A 21,827-nucleotide genomic window follows, 5' to 3' on the forward strand; every position below is an offset into this window, starting at 1 on the left:
TTTATATCTCGAAAAATTCTTCACCGACGATGTCCCTGAAAAGTTCGTGTTCGTCGGTTGTTTTGCATTTGGTGCCAAAAAATCTGTTGATGTTTTTGATGTCCCTGAAAAGGAAATTGTAGGCTCTGGGGTGTTCGGGAGTTACCGCCTGGGCCATGTCGATCAGGATGAGTCCGTTAGGCCCTGTGAGGATGTTGTACTCGGATAAGTCGCCGTGAACAAGGCGTGCTTTCTGATACAGATCGCGGATTAGGCCGATGGTTTCTTCGTAGCCTTCTGCAGGAGTTCCCGGGAGGCGAAGACGCATCTGGGGGTAGGGGATGTTTCCCTCTCCGAGGAACTCCATGATGAGGATGTTTCTGTCGAATGCGTACGGGGTCGGGCAGGGGATGCCGGCTTCTTTTGTCCTCGAAAGGTTGCTGTACTCTTTTTTGGTCCAGGCAAAGATGATGTCTTTGTGGGTCCGGCGGATGCCGGCGAATCTGGGATCACCAAGGATGTAATCGCTCATTGTGGTGAAGTTCCCGGTCCGGAGACGGTAGATCTTGACGGCGGCAGAGATCTCGTTTCCGTCTTCGTCGGTTTTTCCTGCAAGGAATACGTTGGCTTCTTTGCCGGTGGAGATGGATCCGCCCATGGAGGCGATGACGTTTTTCTTGACGAGTTTGTAGAGTGCTAAAAGAGTGACTTCGTCAAAGACTTCGCCGGTGACTTTTCTTGAGTCGGCGTCTTTGAGTCTGATGCCGAGTGCGGAGAGTTTCCGGTCGAGGTATTCGATCCTGTCGTCCTGTTCCTGGTGGTGATCGGGTGAGGATGCGGATCTTGGCGGTGAGCAAGGTTTGGGTTTGCGGGTTTTTTCGGGGGACATGATGGGGTTGATGTTTGGTTCAGCTGTGCTGTTGTGCTATATGTTTCATTTATAGGGTATTAGTTTTTGGGGAGGGGGCAGGTTGAATGTGCCCCCGTTTTTTGTTTATTTTGCGGGGGGCAGGTTTCAAAAATCTACGTGCCCCCAAATTCTGTTGATTTAAGGGGGATATCTGGGAAAAAAGCTGATTTGCTGAGTTTTTGGTGCGGGGGCACATTTTTCCCGAAACTCTGTATTTTGTAGGAAATAGGCTAATATTTAGGGTTTAGAAAATTTTCCCAGGGTTTTCGGAAAAATGTGCCCCCAAGATGGAACTCTGTTTGGAAGGAGTTGGTAAGGTTTACTCACCATGAAACATGAGTGTCGAGTTTGGACACGTTGTATTTTGCATACCTGTCCAACTCGTTTCCATCTCGTTTTTTGCGGGATGTTTTGGACACGTTCTGAAAACCGGACGTGTCCACGAAAATCTTTGTAATCCGGGCTTTTTGTCAAAAATAGCCTGATATTGGGGTTTTATTATGTTGGACACATTTTTTCCAAAACTCTGTTTTTTTGTAGTAATGAGGGTTAGAGGTAGGTTTTAAAAATTTTCCCAGGGTTTTGAGAAAAATGTGTCCAAATGTATTTTGGGTTTTTGTCGTGTGCGGACACATGAGGTATCCCACCGCGAATAAGCCCAAGCGGGCAAAGCCCGATTGAGGCGGCACGCAAGCCTTTGGATTGCATGCAATCGCGAATAAACGCGAATCGCATTTTTCCTGTTCCGCCCTCTTGACCTTCGGTCGCGTCACTACGCTCCGCCTGATCGGCTCCGCGTGGTCGTGACGGCGGAACGAAAAATGCTGAAAAACCCGCGTCGCGGGTTTTCTTAAAGGAGTGTTCGATATCCTTGATTTTTCAATAAATATGAAATGTTTACCCTGAGAAAACCCGCGACGCGGGTTTTCCAGCATTTTCCACGCTGGCGTTCCGGCCACGCGGAGCCGATCAGGCGGAGCGTAGGAACGCGACCGAGGAGTGAAACGACGAGGTCAAGAAGACAGCGTAAGGAAAATGCGATTCGCGTTTATTCGCGATTGCGTGCAAGCCAAAGGCTTGCGTGCCGCCTCAAATGGGCTTTGCCCATTTGGGCTTATTCGCGGTGGGATTTCTCATGTATCCACGCCCTGCCGATTATGATTTCTCAGCTTGGGCAGGTTTTGAGGTATAATTATATGAGGTGATGACTATTCTATCATATTATGGTGGAGAGACCGGAAGGGTGGAATGAGGATCTGTATAATAAGCTAAGTTTAGAATATCTGATCGAGTGTGCGAAAAATGAGCAGTTCGATGAATGGAATCAGGCATATGAGGCATATCTGAAATCTGAATGGAAGAGGCTTTTTCCGGATGAAAAATATGATCTGGGAAATATTGGTAAATTGTTTTATGATGGTTCAGAGTTTGTACGACCTGATTTTCAAGAGATAGATTTTACCGATGCCATTAAAGAACAAGCCTATTTTATCGATGCCCATCTTGAGGGAGCATATTTCATGAGTGCTAATCTTGAGGACGCCAATATCGACAGAGCTCATCTTGAAGGAGCAAATTTCAACGGTGCTCATCTTAAAGGAGTAAATTTCAACGGTGCCCATCTTGAGAACGCCAGTTTCGGATATGCCAATCTTGAGAATGCCTATTTCAAAAATGCCCATCTTGAGAACGCCGATCTCCATGATGTACATCTTGAAGGAGCATCTTTCAACGGTGCCCATCTTGAGGATGCCCGTATCGAATATGCCCATCTCGAGGGAGCACAATTCACCTTAGCCGTCGTAAATGGGGAGACTCTGTTTACCAACAACACTATAGATGATAAAACTGATTTCACCGGGACCTCTCTTTCCTCGGCTCGCATCGAACCTGAACTTAGAACCAAGCTTGAGAGAAACATCCGACAGCTTCGCTGGGAAAAATGGTATGCAAAGAATAAACTGTGGGAAATCCCGGCGAGAGTATTCTGGAAAATTTCCGATTACGGCAGCAGCACTCGTTCGATTTTGTTTACCTTTTTGTTTTCGAATTTTATCTTCACGATGATCTATCTTGCACTCCGTGATGCTAATCTTTTACATGGAACGATTCTCTCATCTGGAAATGATATCCTTTTAGTTTTCATGCAAACGACCCTGGTCCCCTTCGGCATATTGAGCATCAAGCTTACTGACCTCTCGCTCTTTCCCGTATTCATTATCTTTATTCAGGTGATTTTCGGCTACACCATTCTCGCAGCTTTGGTCACCAGAATGGCGATCATGTTCCAGAATCTGAGTCCATAGACTCTTCTTTTTTTCACGGGGAAGTCATAACGGATAAACGGGGATATTTTCACCGTGGCCCCCATCTGAAAAAAAGAGGCGGGTATTTTTGGACGCATGAAAAAACCAACCGCGAATCGGCGCGAATCCCGCAAGCCTTTGGCTTGCTCCTTGAATCGGATTTGCTTATCCTCACTTTCGCAATCCAGCTTCGCTGTCTTGCTCATCCCTCATCGGGAGCGTTCGGGCAAATCCTGTCGCCGCCCCGGCGGCTCCTGTGAGGGAATTATTCATTGAGCTGTCCTAAATGTGAAAAATGTTCTTTTTATGACAATCTGAAAATGAGAAGTAGAGGGGGGAATCACCAGTGGGAGGCGCTGGGGCGCCGACAGGATTTGCCCGAACGTTCCCGATGAGGGACGAGCCGTCGTGTCCTCAGAGACGACGAGCGAGAGTGAGGAATTGCAAATCCGATATCTCTCGCCCGTAGGGCGGATTCGCGCCGATTCGCGGTTGGTTTTTCTCATGTGTCATAAGCTAACCGTAATCTTCCTCTCAGTGATTTGCGAATCTTTTCGAACGCGGTTAAATATCTCATGAGTCCCCGCACCCAACCACCCCCATCCCGATCTTCCCCTCACCACTCAACCGTCAGCCCGACCCCGACTTCATGCACCGGAATCACGAAATGGACCGCTGCTTTCACCGCAAACGAAGTACAGTGACAGGGATACATCTCGGAGATCCCCTCGTTTTTCATATACGAAATCGTCTTCTCTGCCCGCTCATCCATCTTCTTCATATGCCAGCCGCCGATGATCCCGAGGACCGGTTTATTCGTCAGCTCTTTTGCATACGCACACATATTACAGATCCCTGCATGCGAACAGCCGGTAATAACGTAAACGCCCGACGCCGTTTCATAAATCAGCGCCGAGTCCTCCAGAATATAATCCGGGACATATCCCTCCGGCGTTTTTCTGGTGTCCATCTTCGGTCTCTGCTCGAACTCCTGCGTGATCGGGATCTCGCCAAGGAACGTGATATGATCGCTGATTTTGACCGGATCCTTCGAGAGAATCAGGCGGGTCTTTTCCCGCATGGTCTCTTCGGAGACGGGCGAACCTGTCAGCAGATCGCCCCGGCGTTTCTCGGCAAACGTATCAGGATGTGTGATCACTTGAAACGACGACGTATCGAAGCGTTCCAGCAGATGAGGCAGTCCGCCGGTGTGGTCGTCGTGCCCGTGAGAGATCACGACCTTTGTCAGAGCCGACAGATCGATCCCGAGCTTTTTCGCGTTCCGGATAAAAAGATCCGAGTAGCCGGTATCCAGCAGGATCTTCTCCTTCCCGTCCTCGATATAGAAGCACAGTCCGGGTTCTCCGTAAAAATATTTATCGATATAGGTGTTGTTGTCAACGAGTACAGTCAGTTTCATGTTTGTTACCATGGTTTTTTTCCGGCAAACCAGCCGTGTTCTTCCCAGTACGCTGCATCAGATTCAATAAACCGGTATTTTTTCTGCACGAATCTCATCAGATAGAAGAGCATCCTGACTTTGAGCCGCGGCCCGGCTCCCTGCTGTCTTCGAATTTTTCGGGCTGTTTTCTTGACTTCTTGTGCAAACGCCGCTCTGCTCTTTTCGGTGACCTCTGTCCAGTCTCCCGCCAGGACCGCATTTTTGAAACTGTAGGTCCGCCCGACTCCCCACCAGTCAAAGGAATCCTGAACATCCTTTCCTGCACTCCGCATCCCGGTTTTTGCGGCCGTTATAATAACAAGTGCCTGTTTGCGAAACATCTGCGGGTTTGGCTTGTGTCCCATCCACCGACAACCGAAGTGGTCTAAGAGTGCCTTGACCTGGCCGGGCACATGGAACACATACACGGGAGCAGTGATAATGATCAGATCCGCATTCTGCATTGCCTCCTCTATCGGCTGGATGAATTTGTAGTGAGGACAGGTTGTGGTGTCGGAAAAACAGTTGAAGCATCCGGTGCAGAATGCCGGCATATCCTTCGGCAAATGGAATTCGGTGACCGTATCGCCGTCTGCGAGTTCAGTTAGGAACTGCTGGGCGATGTTGTACGTACTGGATTTTTCCGTACGGCTCGTTCCGTAGATGACGGTGATTTTCATGAGATGATGGAGTATTGGGTTTTCGCGATGTTCTATTTTTTCCTGGGGGAGATCCTCTCCTGTTTTTTCAGAGGCCGGTTGGGAACTATGGACATATGACCGCTGTATTTTTTTATCAGGGCAGTTAAAAAAGGAAAATTAGTTTTTATAGCTCTGCACGTATGCATAAGCATCCGCGAGAAGATCCGTGAGGGCATCGCCGCATGCGGCTTTGAGATCCATCGGGTGGATCTTTCCTCCAGCGTATGCGGTTTCAAGCTCTGCATAGCTGTGGAACTCGAGGTCCCCGCCGAATTTTTCCGGACGGCGGATCGCGATGGTGTCCATTCTCGGGAAGACGTTGTACCGGAAGATCTGCAGGATCGGGTTTCCTTCCGTCTCCGGCGGGCAGAATGCCTTCTTCATCTTCTTTTTGATTTCCTCGGGCGAGTCGGCGACCGAGACGACGTTTCCTTTCGAGGAGGACATCTTTTCGCCGTCGAGACCGTTGACGATCGGCGTGTGGATACATACCGGCGGTTTGTATCCAAGCGTCGGGAGGTGTTCGCGGGCGAGCATGTGGATCTTTCTCTGGTCGATCCCTCCGACCGCTGCATCGACATTGAGGGTCGGGATATCGACGACCTGCATGACCGGGTAGACCATCTGGGAGACCATCGGATTATCCATCGCACGGCCGACCTCGTCCATACTGCGGGTGGCACGGTTCAGAGTGATCTGCTGACAGAGGGTCAGCACTTCGGTCTGGTACTTCGGGGTGAGCTGGACGTCCGTTCCGAGAACGAACTCCGCGCCTTTGAGACCGACTGCCTCGATACAGGCTTTGTTGTAGTCGGAAAGCTCTTTGATCTGTTCGAAGGTTCCTTTTCTGTTCAGATAGGCGTGCAGGTTTGCAATCAAGACCACGACGTCAAATCCTGCTGCTTTCATATCCATCAGTTTATTGATGGTCACCAGGTGACCGAGGTGAATCTCGCCGCTTGGTTCATAACCGGTATAGACCCGTTTTGTTGGTTTGTTCAACAAAGCTCTGAGTTCGTCTTCGGTGACGATCTCAGCCGTATTACGGGTGACGAGTTCGTATGCGTCCATATCGGGATATGTTGTCCGTGAAATACTATAAAGGATGTGTGAGAGAGTGTGGACCGGGACACGGTCTAACATGTAGACAGGTAAAAAAAGGAGAGGTGTTTATTTGGAGGATTTTCATCTTCCGAACTTTGAACCGGATACGGCGATCGTGATGATCAGGACGACGAGTCCTGCCACGATTTTATCCAGCACTGAGGGTGCGTATTTCATACTGGATTATTGCCTCTATATTATCATAAATGCGGTGTTAACTACAAAAATATTGTTAGTTATCCAAATATTCGAATGATCAGGCAAATAATATCCGATGCCTGGAATGCTCATGTTTCCATGGCGATGCGTTCGCCGCCGCCCACTTCTCCACGCTCCATTCTGAAATAGGCATTATTGGCATCCGGGCTGAGCGAGTAGTACGAGATCCCTCCTTCTTTCACCTCGGTAAGTAATCGGCCGTCGAAATTCTTCAGATGAAAATACACGGTGTCCGGAGATTTGCCGATGATCCCGGCGATTTCGTGGCGTGTCAGATTTGGATGAAGATATAATGTTTTGAAAATCGATTTGGTGGTTTCATTTTCCAGAATGCTGTATATGACCGGTTCTAACGATTCCTGATCGATCGGGTGTGCAGAATAGTACGTTCTTCCGTTCACTTCGGCTGCAAATATTTTCTGCTCGATCTGGAGCCGGTGAAGCTGATAGGCAACGGATCCCCGGGAACTCTCCACCCCGTTGACGATCTGTTTTTGCGAGCAGAATTTGTGCTGCCGAATGTAGGCGAGGATCTTTGCCGGGGTCGACTCCGGATTTTTTTCGGGAGATTTCCGGCGGCAGAAGACGATGAAGGTACCGCAGATACCAAAGATCGTAGTAAGAAGCGGAATCATCATTGTTCTGGTCATGTCTCCAAGAGGCGTTGGTTCAAAGTAGTCAAAGTATGAGCCGATATAGATGGGAAGCACCTCTTTCCAGTAAACAAGGTTCAGCCATCCGGTAATAGTCACTCCCTCAATTCCGTCATCGACAGGAACTATCTCATAGTCGATCGGGGTTATTACCAAGTCATCTTCGCCGGGATAAGTATAATAGAAGTCAAAGGCACTCGCTGGTCCACATACACCTGCAAGTACGCAGAAGATCACAACCCATAGGAAAAAGTGAATTTTGTGTCTAAACAGCATAGAATTGTAATGTGTATGGCTGAGTACCGCTCACCGATGCCCCATTAATAGATATTGTTCATAGGCCTGCTGCAAGGTTTCCGCTTATGGCAAGGGGAATCACTCCATTTGCTACTCCATCAAATGAATCGTAATACGGTCCATATGAAGATTCATCCGGTTTTTTTATCAGCATGTAGAGAGTATTTTGCGTATTTCCCCATGAGAGAGCAATCTCAATTCTTGTTTTACCGGCAGGAAGGAGATATGAGTGACTCTTCCATTCCCCTTGGGTAATTGTATCGTAGAGCGGCGGAGCTTTGCTGCTATCGGTAAATTTGTACCAGGGAGTTATCGTATACTTTGCGGCATTCTCAGAAAAATCAGCTGCACCCGCAGGCATTACACAGCATGTGGTCAAAAGGAGCATGCCGATCAACAGAATCTGTATCTTCATACGTTGGTATGTTCTGTTGTTTCTTTGTTATAAATACATTGAGCCTAGTATCCAATTCTGCCTCTTTCCCTTTACCTCTTGAATACATGAATTGGAATCTATGCTCAATGTATTGATAATAGATGAAAAAGAAGGGATAGGTGTGGATTGAGTTACAATCTACAAGATTATCAAAACGAGGGTTTTCCTCTGGTGTTGCTTACGTATCTGCGATGAGGACTCCCTCAAACGAGATTAAAATGAATTTTACTAAACGACGTATTGAAATTATATCACTTCTTCTGCTCATAATTGCAGTAATTTTTATTTTTCCAATAAGTGCAGAAACTGCAGACGGTGATAGCGTACCAATTTTTACCCTCCCTGGTAAAACAACGATTTATGACATGAAAATGATTACAGAAGAATCAGAATCATCTATAAATTACGAATCTTTGAAGATTCCAGAAAGTGTTATAGCCTCATCTGATGCCAAAAAAGCATCAGGCGAGATAGCAAAAGATTCAGAAATCTATGATGTGATTTGTTTCAACAACCCCATTCCCAACCGTCAGGCTGAAATCACACTTCCAATCACATTATACGGAAAAGACTATCTTCTTCTCCTTAAAAGAATGAATTTTGAAAACATTGATGATGGTATTGATTCCTATGAGGGCGTGATTTCAGGCATTGATGACTCGCATGTTGTTTTGACCGCAGATATGGATAATATTCTTTGTGGATTTATAAGCTATCCTGGTGAATACATCACCATCTCTGCAATTCAGGCAAGTGAAAACAGCCGAACAACTGGTATGCCATTGCATATCGTATATTCAGAGTATGATATGCTTCAGCCGGATGAACCGATCGAATTCTGCGGAGTCAAAGATCAGATTCAAACGGCCCCATTATCTGAAAATATCGTAAAATCAGCTGGATCAAACTCAAAGGGACCATATGACACGATTTATGTTGATGTACTTGTTGTAACCGACGACGCTTTTTACTCTAGTAGCTGGGTAACAATCGCTCAAAGTTACATTGCAACAGCAAATTCAGTCACCAGTTATGGTAGAGATGACGTAAAAGTTGTTTTAGTACCGCATTATGATGTCTCTCAAAAATCTCAGTTAAGTGCTAATTCTTCAATTACTACATATCCTTTAGAGACTCTGGCATATTATTATCCGCTGTCGACTTTAGACTCTTTGAATGTTGATTTGTGTGTTTATCTTGGGGGATATGATATTGAAGGGGTGAATTATAAAGCTCAAGGGATGTCATGGGGATATGATACCAGATATGCATGGTCCCAAATGGTCTCTGATGCGAATGATTTCCCCTCTAATATTTACAATGGAAACGATTATGCAAGAACATTCTGTATCATTCATGAAATTGGACATTGTTTCGGAGCAGTACATGAACAAACATACACATGGGGATTATTACTTAATGTAAGAAATACCGTTATGCTTAGTGAGTATTATGGGAGTCCATTTAACTTATTCGAGTTTTCCTCACCATCTTATCATGGGGATTCGACACATAATAATGCACAGATAATTAGAAATAATAAAACCAGTGTTAGTTTGCACACGTAAACTACATCTGTAATCATGACTGAACATACCAAAAACACAAAAGCAAGTGTCATCTGCATGGCACTCATCTATTTTTTGCCGCTATGCATTATATCGGCATATTTATCCTGGATCATACCACTGTTAACATCCCTGTCAAATTCTCTCACAGACGGCATGTTTGCAGGGCTGATGGTTCTTTTGCCGCTCGCCGCTCTGATCGGAGTGATTACGTATAAGAAAACAGTCGGCAGGGAAACCACAAAATGGTTCACTGTCCTTATACTTGCGTTAGTTCTTTTGCTCGTCATCAACATCGGCATGGGGATCACAAACATCATCGACGGAGCCTTTACTTCTCCGGCAATGCTGACGAATTTCCTGCGAACACCGATTTGGGTCACACCTTTCTATTTCGTCCTGATCCTTGCCCCTCTCTTCTCCCTTGTTGTTCCAAAGCTTTGCAAAGGACAAAAACCGCAGAAGATCCTGTCGGGCGTCTCGAAAGGGTTTGCCGTATTCAGCTTTTTCTATCTGATCTATTCTACGTTTAGCGGGATAGCAGGAGATGCATACGATGTTGTTGTCCCCGGCATGCCTCCCGCTTATCCCTGGTATATATCCCCGGTATTTATGTTGAGCCTCGCCATTATCTGGGCCCTCTTTGGTCTCGCGGTCGGAGCCTGTATGATTTGGCTGTGTCGAAAATCTGAAAATGAGGTGTACATGCGTACCAAATGTGATGAAAAATGAACACAATGCAGAATCCAAACAGACCTGATATTTGAATACTACAATCTGCGGATGTGATCCCCCCCTCTATTTTCTCACTATTTGTCTCACGATTCCGACGGATACATTCTGCATTGGAGTCTATGCTCAATGTATTGATAATAGATGAGGGAGAAAGGGTAGTTTTAGTGTTGTTGAAGTTACAACAACGGTAAAAATTTTATGAAGAGGAGAACACAGTAAAATGATAAAAATTCTATCAAAACTGCTATCAGTATTCGTCTGCTTATGCATGCTGACGGTAATTGTGCCTGGTGTTTGTGCAAGTGAAGCATTTTCATACTCAGGAGAAGATTCTTTAAGAATTGCTAGTTCCGATAAACAGATTGAAGAAATATCTCAACCAGAATTATCGAAAGCTATTTTTTCCATCGATGGTGCAACAACTGATGTAAAAACAGGCATCACATTAGATAGCAAAGATACAGATGAATTAGAAAAACAATACGGCGTCTTGAACATTCCATCAACTGTTCTTACCTATGATGCAGTATCTTTCAAGACCGTGAAGTTAAACAAAGAGGGGGAAAATTCCATAAAAGTTTATTTATACGGCAAAGAGTACGATTTAATCCTTGAAAGATCTAATTTTGAGAATATTGATGACGGTATTGATTCCTATAACGGATATATCAAAGGTTTGGATAATTCAGTTGCATTATTCACCTTTGATGAAAGTATGGGGAAATCTCTTGTTCATGGATTCATTGAGTTCGAAAATGAGCAGGTGTATGTAGTTCCTGTTCAAACACGGGAAAATGGATTGAAAACGGACAATCCTTTGCACATTATATATTCATCAAAGGGTGTTGCAAATCCAACTGAAGAACAGATAGCAGAAATTGAAAAAATATATTCAGAAAATACAAACCGGCTGGGAGTTACGTTGCCGGATGCAGGTAAATTTCCGATCACATCTGATTTACCGTCAAGTTATTCTCCATCCAGCTGGGCAACGGTTTATGTCCTTGTAGCAACTGATTATGAATTCCATGAACTAGAGACGAATTGGGTTTCTTCAGCACAATCCTATATGAATCATGCTGCATATCAGTATCAGAGACCTGATATTGGCGTATTTTTGAATGTAGCTGAATATGATGATTCAAAAAAAGCCATATTGTCAAATGATCCACGTAAAACTTCAGATCCATTTGAATTATTTAGAGAAAAATTTCCAGCATCGTATCTGGATAGTAAAAATGCAGATATTGCTGTTTATATGGGTGGAAATGATATAACTACTGGGGAATTTGCGACTGATCAAGGTATGGCTTTTGGGTATGGACGGTATCCTGACGATGAGTGTCGCTATACTTGGAGTCAGATGGTCGCTGATAATGTTCCATTTTATGGTTTCGTATATGATGGATCGCTCAATGCAAGAAGATATTGTGTCATTCATGAGTTAGGACATATATTCGATGCAAATCATGAAGATTCACAGGGCACTAATAAAGCATACATGTGGGTTGAAAATAATGTTCAGAAACGTAGTGTCATGTGGAGTTGTTATTTAGGCGCAACGAATACCTGTGAATATTCATCTCCAAGTTATCATGGTGATAATACACACGATAACGCAGGTGCCATCAGAGCGGTAAAGCATAACATTGCAGCACTCGTGTGATTTAATCAGATAAGGTACAAATAATGGACGAAAAATCTACAAAATCTAAAAAAATTATTTTTGACATTCTTATTCTGATCATTGGATTGAGCATCGGCTATGCCATTATATTTTTTGCGCTGGGTCTTGGAGAAGGGAGCTATGTATACCTATTCTACTCATCAGAACCTGATGATGATCACTCTGAGTGGAAGATATTTGTTCCAACAGAAGAGGTTTTCCAAAAGTATCCTGAGTTAAAAGAGCTGCTGCTCACGAGAAACACAAGCATTAATCTGTCAAATCCAGATGAAGTAGAGACCTGGTCTCATAAAGTTCCTGTAAAAACTAGACAGAGATGCAATGAACTTCGTGAATTCTTATATCACAAAATTTTCTACTGGGAGGGGGAGTATTACACTGCGGCGATACCTATTGAGTAGGGATGCATACACCCATTTTTGCTTGAAAGCCGCTCTGAACTGAAACCTCTGTATGTCCGGACTAATTCTCACGATCCCGACGGATACATGCTGTATTGGATTCCAGGCTCAATGTATTGATAAGAGATAAGGGAGAGAGTAATGCTTGTATCGTTGAACGTAAGCCACATGTAAAAGTAAAATCTCTCAATGTCAGGTATACATAATGGACGAAAAATCTGCCAAATCTAAAAAAATCATCGCCGGCATTCTCATTCTGATCGTTGGCTTGAGCATCGGGTATCTCATTTTCTTTTTTGGTGTAGGTCTTGGAGATACGTGGGGCATGACTTTGTATTATATACCTAATTACGACCTCAATAATATTACACATAGTACTATGGAACTGGTTGTTCTGACAGAGGATGATTTCAACAAATATCCTGCATTAAAAGAGGCTTTCCTTACCAGAGATACAAATGTCGATACCTCGGACCCTGAAAAAATAATATATCAGGTTAATTCTGTCGGGATACAAACCAGGCAGCAGATCAAGGAAATTAGAGAATATATAAAGAACAAGATTTTTTATTGGGATGGGGGATATTACGTGATGACCATGCCTATAGAATAGAGAGATATCCTCTATTTTATCACTCTTTGTCTCACGATCTCAAAGGATACATTCTGCATTGGATTCCAGGCTCAATGTATTGATAATAGATGAGGGCAAAGGTGTAATTGTAGATCATAGAAACCATCTCCACAATCATACTTAGATTTCATACAACTTGCCTGATTATGACTGAACAAACCAAAAACACCCAACGAAGTGTCATCTGCATGGCACTCATCTATCTACTGCCGCTATGCATTTCTTCAGCAGATTTCTCATTGAATCTATTATTGCCAAGAACCGTGACCGACGGGCTGTTTTCGAGTCTGATGTTTCTTCTGCCGATCGCAGCCCTGATTGGGGTGCTAACGTATAGGAAAACGCTCGGCAGAGAAAACACGACATGGTTCACGGTCCTTATAATTGCCCTTGTTCTTTTGCTCGTCATCAACATCGGAATGGGCATCACAAATATCATTGGCGGAGCCTTCACTTCTCAGGCAATGCTGACACATTTCCTGCGAACGCCGATGTGGGTCACAGTTCTCTATTTTGTCCTGATCCTTGCGCCTCTCTTCTCTCTTGTTGTCCCGAAATTTTGCGAAGCACGAAAACCGCAGAAGATCCTGTCGGGAGTCTCGAAAGGATTTGCCGTATTCAGCATCTTCTATCTGATCTATGCTATGTTTCGTGGAATAGCAGGAGATGCATACGATGTTGTTGTCCCCGGCATGCCTCCCGCTTATCCCTGGTATATATCCCAGGTGTTTATGTTGAGCCTTAGCATAATCTGGGTCGTTTTCGGTCTCGCGGTCGGAGCCTGTATGATTTGGCTGTGTCGAAAATCTGAAAATGATGTATGCATGCGTAACGGATGTGATGAAAAATGAACACAATACAGAATCCAAATAGACCTGATATTTGAATACTACAATCTGCGGATGTGAGACTCCTCCCTTTATTTTATCACTATTTGTCTCACGATCTCGATGGATACACTCAGCATTGGATTCCAGGCTCAATGTATTGATAATAGATGAGGAAGAAGGTGTAATTGTAGATCATAGGAACCATCTGCACGATCGTAATTAGATTTCATACACCTTGCCTGATCATGACTGAACAAACCAAAAACACAAAAGCAAGCGTCATCTGCATGGCACTCATCTATCTGGTGCCGCTATGCATTTTATCGGCAGATTTCTCATTGAATATATCTTTGCCAAACACCGTCACCGACGGACTGTTTGCGAGTATGATGTTTCTTCTGCCGATCGCAGCCCTGATTGGGGTGATAACGTATAAGAAAACACTCGGCAGGGAAAACACGACATGGGTCACGGTCCTTTTCATTGCTCTTGCTCTTTTGCTCGTCATCAACATCGGAATGGGCCTCACAAATATCATCGACGGAACCATCACTTCTCCGGCAATGCTGACGAATTTTCTGCGAACATCGATGTGGGTCACCGCCCTCTATTTCGTCCTGATCCTTGCCCCCCTCTTCTCCCTTGTTGTCCCAAGACTCTGCGAAGGACAAAAACCGCAGAAGATCCTGTCGGGAGTCTCGAAAGGGTTTGCCGTATTCAGCTTCTTCTATCTGATCTATGCTATGTTTTATGGAATATCAGGAGATGCATATGATGTTGTTGTCCCCGGAATGCCTCCTGCTTATCCCTGGTATATATCCCCGGTATTTATGTTGACTCTCTGCATTATCTGGGTCGTTTTCGGTCTCGCGGTCGGAGCCTGTATGATTTGGCTGTGTCGAAAATCTGAAAATGATGTATGCATGCGTAACGGATGTGATGAAAAATGAACCTGACACAGAGCCCAAACATAAAACTCCTCTTCCCGATCTATTTTTTACCGATATTTATCTTTGGAGCGTTTATTGCCTGGAATTTTTCAAATATAGGTATCGAATCCATACTCTCTGCAGGTCTTTTCGTATTGACGGTAGTGCTTTTCATTGGAACGATCCTCTGTTACAGAAATAGTGATGGAGCAGTCAAATCCCGCTTCGAATTTCTCGCAGTATTTACTGCATTACTGTTGATCGGTGAGATCGGATTAGGGCTCATATCCGTTATGGCCGGAGGGGGTTCACAGCTCACTGTTTTACTTAGGATGTCTGTTTGGCTGACACTGATTTACCTCATACTGATCGCCTCGCCGATGATGACATCTTTGATTCAGAAGGTATCGGCAGACTTTGCATGCGGAAAAATGATGAAACGAATCTCGTATACATTTTCCGTTTGGGGTTTTGTACTTCTTGTCTGTTACATCATTTTGTCGGTTTTGGGAGATGCGAATGATGTCGTGATCGAAGGAGCCATACAAACAGTTCCCTGGTGGATCTCAACGGTTCTTATAAACACGGTCTTTGCGGTCTGGGTTATTCTGGGTGTCGCCGGCGGACTGCAGCTTGTTTTCGGATGTAAAAAAGATGACACGTAGACGTTTTGAAGGGAAGGAGGATAATGCAATGAACAAAGACCCCAATCACGCGAAAAAATATGGGTATATATTATTGGCAGTCCTCATTCTCTTACTGTTCATACTATTTTCCCCTCTTATGGCGGAATCCACCGGTATCTTTGACAGTAAGTCAATGATATTAACCTATTCATCATATCCTGAAAAACCGATCAACCACGTATGGAACGAATCCGGATATGCGATATTGAATATTACTGATGATGATTTCGAAAAATATCCTGAGTTGAAGGAGTTGTTTCTTACGAGGGATACCAGTATAAAAAAATCGGACCCTGGAACATATATCCCTGTATTGAATAGTGTACAGGTTCTGACTCGACAACGAATCGATGAGATCCGGGAAAAATACTGCATTCACAAAATTCTCTACTGGGAAGGAGAGTATTATCAGGCAGGCATCCCGTATTCATAACTTTTTTAGCTCTTCAATGGATCGAGTGGAAAATAGATGTTTTGACTCTATCATCCCCCTCATTATTTATTACCTATAGAAATTGACCTGTTTTCTATTGCCCATAATATTCACGAGTCTGTTCAATGGATACACTCAGCATTGGAATCTATGCTCAATGTATTCATAATAGATGAGGGAGAAGGTATAGTAATGATGGTTCTAAAAACCAGCATCTGATGAAATCTACGAGGACATATAATGATGAATGATAAAGAGTTTTCCAAAGATGTTATGAAAATAGCATTAGGTGTTGTATTAGGCGTTGTATCTGCCGTTTGTATTTTATTTATCCTGAGTGTGGTTGCATCCGGCGTTGTCCTTCTCGTCGCACAGATCATGTCGTGAATACCGCCCGGGATGATGATTGAACAAACCAAAAACACCCAACGAAGCGTCATCATTGTCGCCCTCATCTATTTTTTGCCGGTATCTGTATGGCTACTGTATATTTTAGTCACTCAATATTATGATCCTGCAATTTCGGGCAGCCTTGCTCAGGTATTCCTTGCCGGAACCTCTCTCCTTGTGATAATTTCCGCAGCCCTCCTTCTCCTCCCGTTTGCCGGGGCGATACAAGGTCTCCGGATGCACACTCTGCAAAAACTTCCCTGCATACTGATAATTACAGCAGTCATTCTCATTCTCGGTATATCTGTATGCTTGATGTTCATCGGAAATCCCCGTTCATTTGGAGAAGCTCTGCGACTATTTTCCTTAGATCTCTTCTTCATCTCACTGATTTTTACGCCTCTCTACTGTCCGGCGGCATTTATGCTTAGACGTGAATCTTCGAAGAAGGCAGCTTCTGCAAAAATATCAGGCATCTGTCTTGGCATTGCCGGATTAGGTATGGCATATGTGTACTTCGGCATCTATTGCAGCGTCCAGCAGTATGATACATCACTTAACCTGATAAAAGACATATGGTATTATTCGATCTGGGTATTACTCATCGGTTTTGGCATATGGGCAGTGATCGGCGTGACAGCCGGAATTCTGACACTTGCATCATTAAAAAATAGAGAGGATCTGCCGTAAATCCTTCATCCAAAAGGACAGGGGATCTGCGCTGCGTCCTATGATCCAGGAGTTATTCCCCTTCCAGGAAGAACTTCACGACCTCTTCCGGGAACATCGTTCTTTTCGCGATCTCCTCAACGGTCATACCCTGTGCCCTCAGTCTCCGGCAGACATGCATCATACTCTCGCCTACTTCGATGATATGCATGTCCGGATCATAGAATCTCACAACTCTCTGACCCCATGCATACTCCTTCACCGGATGGACATACTTCACACCGCACGTTTTGAGGCGTTCGACGGATGCATCGAAATCCGGCGCCTCAAAATAGAGCTCGGCGTCATTTCCCTGATACCGGATCTCTGAGGCAGGTTTATCGATAAACCCTGTCCAGGTACTCTTCGACTGAATCGCAAACGACTCGGCAAACGTCACATTTGCTCCAAGATCCATGGTTATCTTCTGATCAAGGACCTCGATATAGAACTTCTTTGATGCTTCGATATCATCAACTACAATTAACGGGCAGATAAACTTCATACTTTTGTCTCCTTACCTCTCCACCAGAGGTACCATGTTTCTTTTTTTCTAAATAAAATACAGCCGTCCAGAAATCCCGGCCAGTCATCCGTGAAATCATACCCGGTCAGTGTAGATACAAATGCGCAAAGAAACACATCATGGGTCACGCAGACCGAGATCCCATCCTGGAATGCCGTATTTTTCAAAAATGCAGACAGCCTTTCGGTTCCCTCGGCTATCGGATAATGACCCGGCAGCGTGCCGGTTCTGATATACTGAAGGGTCACCGTCTTGGTCGGATTTTTCACATAAAAACCGCGGGTCAGCTCGTCATCGAAGATGTATGCCCCGGGGTCGCCAAGCTGATCGTTTGCCTCGGGTTTTTCTTCGGTTCCTCTTCCGGCAAGGATCAGTTCCGCGGTATGCATGCACCGAAACATCGGGCTTGCATACGCTTTGACCGGCCGGCTTCCGAGTCTCTCGCCAAAGGTCAGCGCCGCCCGCTCTCCCCGGGTCGTGAGTTTTTTCTGCGAACCCGGCTCTCCTTTGATGAACGGTTCTCTCTCGGCGTGCCTGACGAGAACGACGGCGGCATCCCACTCGGTCATCTTTAGAATAGTGGGGATCGGACTCTCTTCTCCGATGAATCTGACAATTCCGGAAACAGGATACGGATCACCCGGGGGATCGGCACGCCTGATCTCCTGTCCTGTCCTGTCGATAACGAGCCAGCCGTCTTCGTCCCGGACGAGGGCCTCGCCGTTTCGAAAACTCCGGGCATCAAAGTACCAGTCCCCATAAAGCATCTCGCCGCCGGTCGTGATGTGGGTCGCTCCGTAATTTTTCCGGTAGATGACCGCGGTTCCTTCGACGAACTCCTCTGCATAGAGATAGTTGTTGTGTCCGATCCGTTTTCCCTCTTCGTTGATGTGATAATACTCGCCGTCTGCTGTTTTGACGACAGCACAGTCGTCGGCGTAATCCCCGGTCCAGAGATACCTCTCCTCATAGACGGGATTTCCTGCAAAGTCGATGTGATATGCTCCGGAATCATCGAGGACGGCGGCAAGACCCGGGAATCTGAACGGCCCGACCGTTTTGAACCGTTTATCATAGATCGGAGCCCCGCCGAATTCGTGATACGTCCCGTCGGAACTGGGTATTGGAAGATCCATAAAAAAATTAGCGAATGGCTGTAAGGCCAACTGCTTTATTCGTGATCGAAATCGATTCCATGGCGGTTTTTACATCGCCCGCCATTGCCCGGATACAGTCCACGGTCTCCACAACGACGTCGGCTTCCTGGTGGATCGCCTGGAACAAATAGAGGTCGGTCCCGTCGAGGACCGAGAGTGAGTCGGCAAAGATGCCGTTCTCCCAAAGATCTCCCCTTGGCCGGAGCAGATCGGAGGTGAACTCTTTGAGTTCTGCCGTGCTCGTGATACCCGTGCTCTTCTCGATAAGACCGAGACGGGAGTGGGCTTTGATCAGTTCGATGACCTGCTCTTTGGTCGCCGGATTTTTCAGCTCCATATTGATGAAGTGCATATGCATGAGGGTCGTCGGGACGATCATCGCGGAGGTGACGATGCTGATATGCGGCAGAACGCTCTGCACATCGGGACCGTGATGGGACGGGATGGTGACCGGATTCAAAACGATCGCATCGATCGGTCCGCGTTTGATGTCTCCGGGATCCCCGCCGCGGCGAACCATCGTCGCCCGGACTTTTTTCACGCCGAAGACGGAGTCGATGAGTTTGATGATCCGGCATAGACCGGTGGTGTTGCAGGAAACGACCCGTGCATACTGTCTGCCGATCGCCTGATCGTAGTTGCAGGACGAGTTGAAGGAAAAGCCGGCGAGTTCATGCTCCTCTCCCCCTTCCCAGATGGCTTTTTTCTGGTACTTTTCGTAGAGGGCTTTGTTTCCTTCGCCGACTCCTCCGGGCGTTGCATCGACGACGATGTCAGCTTTTTGGATCATTTCTTCGACCGAGCCGGCGACTTCGAGGCCCGCTTTGATGAATGCATCTTTTTTGCCGATGTCTGCGATGTAAAGAGGGTAGCCTCTTTCTTTGGCAACGTATGCTTCTGCGCCCGGTTTTGTTTTGGAAACGCCGATTATTTCCATATCCGGCTGACAGGAAACCGCGTCGGCGACACGTTTTCCGATCGTTCCGTACCCATTGACTGCAACCTTAATCATTACAGTATGCTTTTCTTTTTTGATACATAAAAGGGTAGGTCTTCCGCTCTTAAGGAGGGAGGATCTGCGGGGACGCCCCCTCTTCAGCGGATGATTTTCCGGATCGTTTTTCTGTTTGTTTAAATCAGTTAACTTTTGAGAAAATATATGTGCATTATTTATCATAAGTCCATCATATCAATAAAGATACATTTTGGAGGTTTATATTATGGATTCTCTTATCAACTGGCAGGCTCTGCAAAAACTCAGTATGCCGCCGATGCCCCCTCACTCGCAAAACGGGGAAAACATGTGGGATACGGCGGCAGTGATGTACAATAAAATGGCGGCTCTGGAAAAACCCTCTCGTTTCTCCTGATCTTCTGGGTGTTTCGTCAGGTGCATGTATCGGCGCCTCGCTGGCCATACTTTACAGTATGGGGCCGGTGATCATTCAGATCTGGGCGTTTATCGGCGGGATCATCGCCGTATCGATCACGGTCGCGGTTCCCCGTCTGATGCATAACTCCTCGACGCTGATGCTTGTTTTATCCGGTGTGATCGTCGGCGGGCTGATGTCTTCGATCATGGGGGTCATCAAGTATACTGCCGATGCTGATACGGCGCTGGCAGAGATGGTTTACTGGGCGATGGGATCTCTGGCCGATGTGAAGATGATCGATCTTTATTATATCGCTCCCTGTATTCTGGCCGCGGGTTTTGTTCTCCTGTTGTTCAGGTATCGTCTCAATGTTTTATCGCTTGGAGAGGAGGAGGCAAAAACTCTGGGAGTCGATGTCCGAAATGTCCGCAGGATCATAATCGTTTGTGCCACGCTTTTGACCGCGAGCGCCGTCTGTCTTGCCGGAACGATCGGGTGGGTGGGTCTTGTGATCCCTCATCTTGGAAGGATGCTTGTCGGTCCGGACAACCGGAAGCTGCTGCCGGCTGCCGTGATTCTTGGTGCGGTGTTTATGGTCATGATCGATATCACGGCCCGGTGCCTGACAAGTGCCGAGCTGCCCCTCAGTATCATCACCGGTCTGATCGGCGCACCGTTTTATTTCTATCTGCTGATACGGCAGAGGGCGTCTATTACATGAAGCTGGAAGTACGTGATCTCGGTTTTCATTATCCGAAACAGGAAAGGATGATCTTTTCCGATGTCTCGTTTGGCATCGATAAGGGCGAGGTCATCTCTATTCTTGGAACGAACGGTGCCGGAAAAAGCACACTGCTGAACTGTATGGCGAATCTGTACAGGCCGGTCCGCGGCGAGATCCTTATCGACGGGCGAAATCTGCGGGATATGCGGTCAAAGGAGGTGGCAAAATATATCGGATATGTTCCCCAGGTGCATAATCCCGCCTATGCCTATTCGGTTCTTGATTTCGTTGTTATGGGGAGAACGCCCTATATCGGGATGTTTCAGACGCCAAAGGAGGGGGATTATTCTGCGGCAGAGGAGGCGCTGCGCTGTATCGGGATCACTCATCTGATCGATAAACCGTACACGGAGATCAGCGGCGGCGAACGGCAGATGGTCACGATCGCCCGTGTCCTTGCCCAGCAGCCGGATGTTATTCTGCTTGATGAACCGACCGCTCATCTGGATTACGGAAATCAGATAAGGATGACCAGGCTGGTGAGAAAACTTGCAGATTCCGGATATGCGGTCATTTTGACGACGCATATGCCGGATCATGTGATCATGCTGCAGGATAAGGTCGGGATCCTGGATCATGACGGGCGCTTTACGTTTGGAAAGGCAGAAGATATTTTGTCGGATTCGCTTCTTTCAAATCTGTACAGTGTGGATCTCAAGCTTGTGTATATCGATGAGGCAAAACGGGATACCTGTGTTCCTTTTGCATACTGAGAGTTTTTCCGTCAGGAAAGTCCACATTCAAGACGGGGAAAACCAGATCGGGATTCGAGGATCCCCGTATCTCCGTACCATCTTTGGGATGGAGCACGGTCCTTTTTTTGCGCGAGGGTGCGGGATACCAGCTAGTATGCCACGTTGATAACCAATTGGTTGCGCACAACGAGTTTAGTTAATTAACTTTACTTTATTCACACACATTATTCTAATAATACATTGAA

24 protein-coding genes are annotated in these 21,827 nt (G+C 45.9%); 14 read left to right on the forward strand and 10 right to left on the reverse strand.

The annotated features are described in order from the left end of the window. Position 1 precedes the first annotated feature (1 nt). Together EYA77_RS08565 and EYA77_RS08570 are read right to left on the reverse strand one after the other, a co-directional pair. Positions 2-868: a serine protein kinase RIO gene (locus EYA77_RS08565; RefSeq protein ID WP_081406672.1), complete on the reverse strand. Its 867-nt coding sequence runs from the start codon at positions 866-868 to the stop codon at positions 2-4. 491 nt (positions 869-1,359) lie between these two features. After that, entirely contained in the window at positions 1,360-1,824 is a 465-nt protein-coding gene (locus EYA77_RS08570) for a hypothetical protein (protein ID WP_167816453.1), read from the reverse strand. Between the two features lie 288 nt (positions 1,825-2,112). On the opposite strand from EYA77_RS08570, the gene EYA77_RS08575 reads away from it, so the two are divergent. Then, on the forward strand, positions 2,113-3,195 hold the full coding sequence (locus tag EYA77_RS08575; RefSeq protein ID WP_167816454.1) for a pentapeptide repeat-containing protein: 1,083 nt from the start codon (positions 2,113-2,115) through the stop codon (positions 3,193-3,195). A 616-nt stretch (positions 3,196-3,811) separates the two neighbouring features. On the opposite strand, the gene EYA77_RS08580 is transcribed toward EYA77_RS08575, so the two are convergent. The 5 genes from EYA77_RS08580 to EYA77_RS08600 form a co-directional block, all read right to left on the reverse strand. Continuing rightward, positions 3,812-4,615 (reverse strand): MBL fold metallo-hydrolase, encoded by an 804-nt coding sequence (locus EYA77_RS08580; protein ID WP_167816455.1) that lies wholly within the window; start codon positions 4,613-4,615, stop codon positions 3,812-3,814. A gap of 5 nt (positions 4,616-4,620) precedes the next feature. Beyond that, on the reverse strand, positions 4,621-5,316 hold the full coding sequence (locus EYA77_RS08585) for a flavodoxin family protein (RefSeq protein ID WP_167816456.1): 696 nt from the start codon (positions 5,314-5,316) through the stop codon (positions 4,621-4,623). A 138-nt stretch (positions 5,317-5,454) separates the two neighbouring features. Further along, a complete protein-coding gene (locus tag EYA77_RS08590; protein ID WP_167816457.1) occupies positions 5,455-6,408 on the reverse strand; it encodes a tyrosine--tRNA ligase in 954 nt (317 codons plus the stop codon). A gap of 320 nt (positions 6,409-6,728) precedes the next feature. Then, positions 6,729-7,469, reverse strand: a complete 741-nt coding sequence (locus tag EYA77_RS08595; protein ID WP_167816458.1) for a hypothetical protein — start codon at positions 7,467-7,469, stop codon at positions 6,729-6,731. A 178-nt stretch (positions 7,470-7,647) separates the two neighbouring features. Further along, on the reverse strand, positions 7,648-8,025 hold the full coding sequence (locus EYA77_RS08600; RefSeq protein WP_167816459.1) for a hypothetical protein: 378 nt from the start codon (positions 8,023-8,025) through the stop codon (positions 7,648-7,650). A gap of 239 nt (positions 8,026-8,264) precedes the next feature. Between EYA77_RS08600 and EYA77_RS08605 the strand changes: the two genes are divergently transcribed. From EYA77_RS08605 to EYA77_RS08655, 10 genes are all read left to right on the forward strand, one after another. After that, positions 8,265-9,614, forward strand: coding sequence for a reprolysin-like metallopeptidase (locus EYA77_RS08605; protein ID WP_167816460.1), 1,350 nt, complete (start codon positions 8,265-8,267; stop codon positions 9,612-9,614). A gap of 15 nt (positions 9,615-9,629) precedes the next feature. Then, on the forward strand, positions 9,630-10,346 hold the full coding sequence (locus tag EYA77_RS08610) for a hypothetical protein (protein ID WP_167816461.1): 717 nt from the start codon (positions 9,630-9,632) through the stop codon (positions 10,344-10,346). Between the two features lie 271 nt (positions 10,347-10,617). After that, a complete protein-coding gene (locus EYA77_RS08615) occupies positions 10,618-12,015 on the forward strand; it encodes a zinc-dependent metalloprotease family protein (RefSeq protein WP_209315043.1) in 1,398 nt (465 codons plus the stop codon). A 23-nt stretch (positions 12,016-12,038) separates the two neighbouring features. After that, positions 12,039-12,437 (forward strand): hypothetical protein, encoded by a 399-nt coding sequence (locus tag EYA77_RS08620; RefSeq protein ID WP_167816463.1) that lies wholly within the window; start codon positions 12,039-12,041, stop codon positions 12,435-12,437. 205 nt (positions 12,438-12,642) lie between these two features. Then, positions 12,643-13,050 (forward strand): hypothetical protein, encoded by a 408-nt coding sequence (locus EYA77_RS08625; RefSeq protein WP_167816464.1) that lies wholly within the window; start codon positions 12,643-12,645, stop codon positions 13,048-13,050. A 167-nt stretch (positions 13,051-13,217) separates the two neighbouring features. Continuing rightward, on the forward strand, positions 13,218-13,922 hold the full coding sequence (locus EYA77_RS08630; RefSeq protein ID WP_167816465.1) for a hypothetical protein: 705 nt from the start codon (positions 13,218-13,220) through the stop codon (positions 13,920-13,922). A gap of 224 nt (positions 13,923-14,146) precedes the next feature. Next, entirely contained in the window at positions 14,147-14,851 is a 705-nt protein-coding gene (locus tag EYA77_RS08635; protein ID WP_167816466.1) for a hypothetical protein, read from the forward strand. Further along, positions 14,848-15,495, forward strand: coding sequence for a hypothetical protein (locus EYA77_RS08640; protein WP_167816467.1), 648 nt, complete (start codon positions 14,848-14,850; stop codon positions 15,493-15,495). The genes EYA77_RS08635 and EYA77_RS08640 overlap by 4 nt, the downstream gene beginning before the upstream one ends. After that, positions 15,485-15,949, forward strand: coding sequence for a hypothetical protein (locus EYA77_RS08645; RefSeq protein WP_167816468.1), 465 nt, complete (start codon positions 15,485-15,487; stop codon positions 15,947-15,949). Before EYA77_RS08640 ends, EYA77_RS08645 begins: the two co-directional genes overlap by 11 nt. Before the next feature lie 399 nt (positions 15,950-16,348). Continuing rightward, the gene (locus EYA77_RS08655) at positions 16,349-17,029 is read left to right on the forward strand and encodes a hypothetical protein (protein WP_167816470.1); all 681 of its coding nucleotides are present in this window, start codon (positions 16,349-16,351) and stop codon (positions 17,027-17,029) included. Positions 17,030-17,081: 52 nt separating this feature from the next. On the opposite strand, the gene EYA77_RS08660 is transcribed toward EYA77_RS08655, so the two are convergent. Genes EYA77_RS08660 through EYA77_RS08670 form a run of 3 tightly spaced genes read right to left on the reverse strand, consistent with a single transcriptional unit; the run spans position 17,082 to position 19,742 of the window. Beyond that, positions 17,082-17,552: a VOC family protein gene (locus EYA77_RS08660; protein ID WP_167816471.1), complete on the reverse strand. Its 471-nt coding sequence runs from the start codon at positions 17,550-17,552 to the stop codon at positions 17,082-17,084. Next, a complete protein-coding gene (locus EYA77_RS08665; RefSeq protein WP_167816472.1) occupies positions 17,549-18,709 on the reverse strand; it encodes a histidine phosphatase family protein in 1,161 nt (386 codons plus the stop codon). Before EYA77_RS08665 ends, EYA77_RS08660 begins: the two co-directional genes overlap by 4 nt. 7 nt (positions 18,710-18,716) lie before the next feature. Continuing rightward, entirely contained in the window at positions 18,717-19,742 is a 1,026-nt protein-coding gene (locus EYA77_RS08670) for a type II glyceraldehyde-3-phosphate dehydrogenase (protein WP_167816473.1), read from the reverse strand. A 208-nt stretch (positions 19,743-19,950) separates the two neighbouring features. Here EYA77_RS08670 and EYA77_RS08675 point away from each other — a divergent pair, with 208 nt between their 5' ends. Genes EYA77_RS08675 through EYA77_RS08685 form a run of 3 tightly spaced genes read left to right on the forward strand, consistent with a single transcriptional unit; the run spans position 19,951 to position 21,600 of the window. Further along, the gene (locus EYA77_RS08675; RefSeq protein WP_167816474.1) at positions 19,951-20,100 is read left to right on the forward strand and encodes a hypothetical protein; all 150 of its coding nucleotides are present in this window, start codon (positions 19,951-19,953) and stop codon (positions 20,098-20,100) included. A 28-nt stretch (positions 20,101-20,128) separates the two neighbouring features. Further along, positions 20,129-20,824: an iron ABC transporter permease gene (locus tag EYA77_RS08680; protein WP_245241237.1), complete on the forward strand. Its 696-nt coding sequence runs from the start codon at positions 20,129-20,131 to the stop codon at positions 20,822-20,824. Then, a complete protein-coding gene (locus EYA77_RS08685) occupies positions 20,821-21,600 on the forward strand; it encodes an ABC transporter ATP-binding protein (protein WP_167816475.1) in 780 nt (259 codons plus the stop codon). Before EYA77_RS08680 ends, EYA77_RS08685 begins: the two co-directional genes overlap by 4 nt. The last annotated feature ends 227 nt before the right edge of the window (positions 21,601-21,827 follow it).

The organism is Methanocorpusculum sp. GPch4, from assembly GCF_012062385.1.
Classification (GTDB): domain Archaea; phylum Halobacteriota; class Methanomicrobia; order Methanomicrobiales; family Methanocorpusculaceae; genus Methanocorpusculum; species Methanocorpusculum parvum.